Below are 3,660 nucleotides of genomic sequence, written 5' to 3'. Positions count from 1 at the left end.
AAGCTGGCGCGATTCCTGTGGGAGCCGGCTTGCCGGCGATAGGGCCGCTGCAGCCCTCAGAGCGTCTTGTTGGCCCCAGGCCCGATCATCCGCGCCAGACCCAGGTTCTTCAGCGCCAGCTGCAAGGAGCTGTGGATAACCTGCGGGTTGTCATGGCTCATGGCCTCGGCCAGCAGCTCCTTGGCCTTGCTCATGTTCATCTGGCGCAGCATCCACTTCACCTTCGGCAGGTTGGTGGCGTTCATCGACAGGCTGTCGAAGCCCATGGCCATCAACAGGATCGCCGCTGCCGGGTCGCCGGCCATCTCGCCGCAGATGCTCACCGGCTTGCCTTCGCCATGGGCGTCGCGCACCACGGTATTCAAGGCCTGCAGCACTGCCGGGTGCAGGTAGTCGTACAAATCGGCGACCCGCGGGTTGTTGCGGTCGACCGCCAGCAGATACTGGGTCAGGTCGTTGGAGCCGACCGACAGGAAGTCCACTTGCCGGGCCAATTCCTTGGTCTGGTACACCGCCGCCGGAATTTCCACCATCACACCCACAGGCGGCATCGGCACATCGGTGCCCTCGTCGCGTACCTCGCCCCAGGCGCGGTGGATCAGGTGCAGTGCCTCTTCCAGCTCGTGGACGCCGGAGATCATCGGCAGCAGGATGCGCAGGTTGTTCAGGCCCTCGCTGGCCTTGAGCATGGCGCGGGTCTGGACCAGGAAGATTTCCGGGTGGTCGAGGGTCACGCGGATGCCGCGCCAGCCCAGGAACGGGTTTTCTTCCTTGATCGGGAAGTACGACAGCGACTTGTCACCGCCGATGTCGAGGGTGCGCATGGTCACCGGCAGCGGATGGAACGACTGCAGCTGTTCACGGTAGATCGCCAACTGCTCCTTCTCGCTGGGAAAGCGCTGCTGGATCATGAAGGGGACTTCGGTGCGGTACAGGCCGACACCTTCGGCGCCGCGCTGCTGGGCACGGGCCACGTCGGCGAGCAGGCCGGTGTTGACCCACAGCGGCATGCGATGGCCGTCCGGGGTGACGCACGGCAGTTCGCGCAGGGCGTCGAGCCCCTGGGCCAGCTGGCGTTCTTCTTCGACCACTTCGCTGTACTGCTTGCGCAGCACGTCGCTGGGGTTGGTGAATACTTCGCCCTTGTAGCCGTCGACGATCATCTCGATGCCGTCGACCTTGGAATACGGCAGGTCGACCAGGCCCATCACCGTGGGAATGCCCATGGCTCGGGCCAGGATGGCCACGTGCGAGTTACCCGAGCCCAGCACCGAAACCAGGCCGACCAGCTTGCCTTCCGGCACCTCGCCAAGCATCGCCGGGGTCAGCTCTTCGCTGACCAGGATGGTGTTTTCGGCATAGACCAGCGACTGCGAACGGGCCTCCTGCAGGTAGGCCAGCAGGCGCCTGCCCAGGTCCTTGACGTCGGAGGCGCGCTCGCGCAGGTAGTCGTCGTCCATCAGCTCGAAGCGATTGACGTGCTCGCCAACCACCTGGCGCAGGGCGCCCTGCGCCCATTGCCCGGTCTTGATGACTTCCGCCACCTCGCCGCCGAGGGCGGCGTCTTCGAGCATCATCAGGTACACATCGAACAGCGCGCGCTCTTCGGGGCGCAGCTGGGTGGCCAGCTTGGCCGACAGCTTGCGCATGTCTTCGCGCACGCCTTCGAGGGCGTTGTTGAACAGTTTGAGTTCGGCGTCGATGTCTTCGACGGTCTTGTCCGGCACCACTTCCAGGTCGGCCGGCGGCAGCATGACCACTGCCCGCCCGACGGCGGCACCCGGCGAGCCAGGCACGCCAACGAAGCGTGCTTCCTGGATGCCCTTGCCCTGGCGGCCCAGGCCACGGATGGAGCCGGTGGCCTCGGCATGGGCGATGACCCCGGCGAGCTGGGCGCTCATGGTGACCAGGAAGGCCTCTTCGCCCTCGTCGAACTGGCGGCGTTCTTTTTGCTGAATGACCAGTACGCCAACCACACGACGGTGGTGAATGATCGGCGCGCCGAGGAAGGAGGCGAATTTCTCTTCGCCGGTTTCGGCGAAGTAGCGGTAACGCGGGTGATCGGCGGCGTTTTCCAGGTTCAACGGCTCTTCCCGAGTACCGACCAGGCCGACCAGGCCCTCGTTGGGGGCCATGCTGACCTTGCCGATCGAACGCTTGTTCAAGCCTTCGGTAGCCATCAGCACGAAGCGGTTGGTTTCCGGGTCGAGCAGGTAGACCGAGCAGACCTGGCTGCCCATGGCCTCCTTCACGCGCAAGACAATGATCCCCAACGCCGTCTTGAGATCTTTGGCGGAGTTCACTTCCTGGACGATCTTGCGCAGCGTATTGAGCATGGCTCGGGGTCGAACTCCGTCGTCAGTCGCGCGTCAGCAGACGCGGTGCTAGCTCTTTCAGGGCGCGGCGGTAAACCTCGCGCTTGAATGTCACCACCTGGCCCAGCGGATACCAATAGCTGACCCAGCGCCAGCCGTCGAATTCCGGTTTGCCGGTAAGGTCCATCCGCACCCGTTGCTCATTGCTCACCAGGCGCAGCAGGAACCACTTCTGCTTCTGGCCGATGCACAGCGGCTGGCTGTGGGTACGGACCAGTCGCTGGGGTAAACGATAACGCAACCAGCCGCGGGTGCAGGCAAGAATTTCCACATCATCGCGTTCAAGGCCAACTTCTTCGTTCAGCTCGCGGTACAGGGCATCTTCCGGCGTCTCGTCAGGGTTGATACCACCCTGCGGGAATTGCCAGGCATCCTGGTTGATCCGCCGAGCCCATAGCACCTGCCCGGCATCATTCGTAAGAATGATCCCGACATTGGGGCGAAAACCATCCGGGTCGATCACGGCAGCAACCTCGCAAACGCATGTCACCGCATTGTTCCACAAAGCCTGCGAGCGCAGCAACGCGCCCGCCAAGCTTATGTGCAGCGAGGTGAAAACTCCGTATTCTGCGGGCCTACTCTGTAGCTGATGCGAGTGACCGCGATGCGCCTGGCTTTATTCGACCTGGACAATACCCTCCTCGGTGGCGACAGCGACCATGCCTGGGGTGACTACCTGTGCGAGCGGGGCATTCTCGACCCGGTCGCCTACAAGCAACGCAACGATGCCTTCTATCAGGATTACCTGAAGGGCACCTTGGACCTGCAGGCCTACCTGGCCTTTTCCATGGAAATCCTCGCGGCCACCGAGCCTGCGCAACTCGACCAGTGGCACCGTGAGTTCATGCGTGACTGCATCGAGCCGATCATCCTGCCCAAGGCCCTGGCCTTGCTGCAGCAGCACCGCGAGGCGGGCGACCAGCTGGTGATCATCACCGCTACCAATCGCTTCGTGACTGCACCGATCGCTCGCCGCCTGGGTGTACGGGTGCTCCTGGCCACCGAGTGCGAGATGCGCGATGGCCGCTACACCGGGCGTAGTACCGATATACCGTGCTTCCGTGAAGGCAAGGTGACGAGGCTTGAACGGTGGATGCTGGAGAACGGGTTCGATCTGGAGGACAGCTATTTCTATAGCGACTCGATGAATGACCTGCCGTTGCTGCAGCGGGTGACGCATGCGGTGGCGGTCGATCCGGATCCTAACCTGCAGGCGGAGGCTGAGCGGCGGGGGTGGCCGGTGATTTCGTTGAGGGACTGAGATTGCTGGGGCCGCTTTGCGGCC

The 3,660-nt window shown here is 63.5% G+C and carries 3 protein-coding genes; 1 reads left to right on the top strand and 2 read right to left on the bottom strand.

Translation table 11 applies throughout. The features are described 5' to 3' along the window. Window positions 1-56: 56 nt before the first annotated feature. Both ptsP and PMI38_RS16155 read right to left on the bottom strand, forming a co-directional pair. Window positions 57-2,336, bottom strand: coding sequence for a phosphoenolpyruvate--protein phosphotransferase (gene ptsP, locus PMI38_RS16160; RefSeq protein WP_008095976.1), 2,280 nt, complete (start codon window positions 2,334-2,336; stop codon window positions 57-59). 22 nt (window positions 2,337-2,358) lie between these two features. Beyond that, window positions 2,359-2,838, bottom strand: a complete 480-nt coding sequence (locus PMI38_RS16155; protein WP_003249017.1) for an RNA pyrophosphohydrolase — start codon at window positions 2,836-2,838, stop codon at window positions 2,359-2,361. Window positions 2,839-2,979: 141 nt separating this feature from the next. Here PMI38_RS16155 and PMI38_RS16150 point away from each other — a divergent pair, with 141 nt between their 5' ends. Beyond that, window positions 2,980-3,636: an HAD family hydrolase gene (locus PMI38_RS16150; protein ID WP_008095970.1), complete on the top strand. Its 657-nt coding sequence runs from the start codon at window positions 2,980-2,982 to the stop codon at window positions 3,634-3,636. The last annotated feature ends 24 nt before the right edge of the window (window positions 3,637-3,660 follow it).

Origin of the sequence: Pseudomonas sp. GM84 (assembly GCF_000282535.1) — a bacterium.
GTDB lineage: Bacteria > Pseudomonadota > Gammaproteobacteria > Pseudomonadales > Pseudomonadaceae > Aquipseudomonas.
This window is presented reverse-complemented; position numbering and strand designations above follow the sequence as displayed.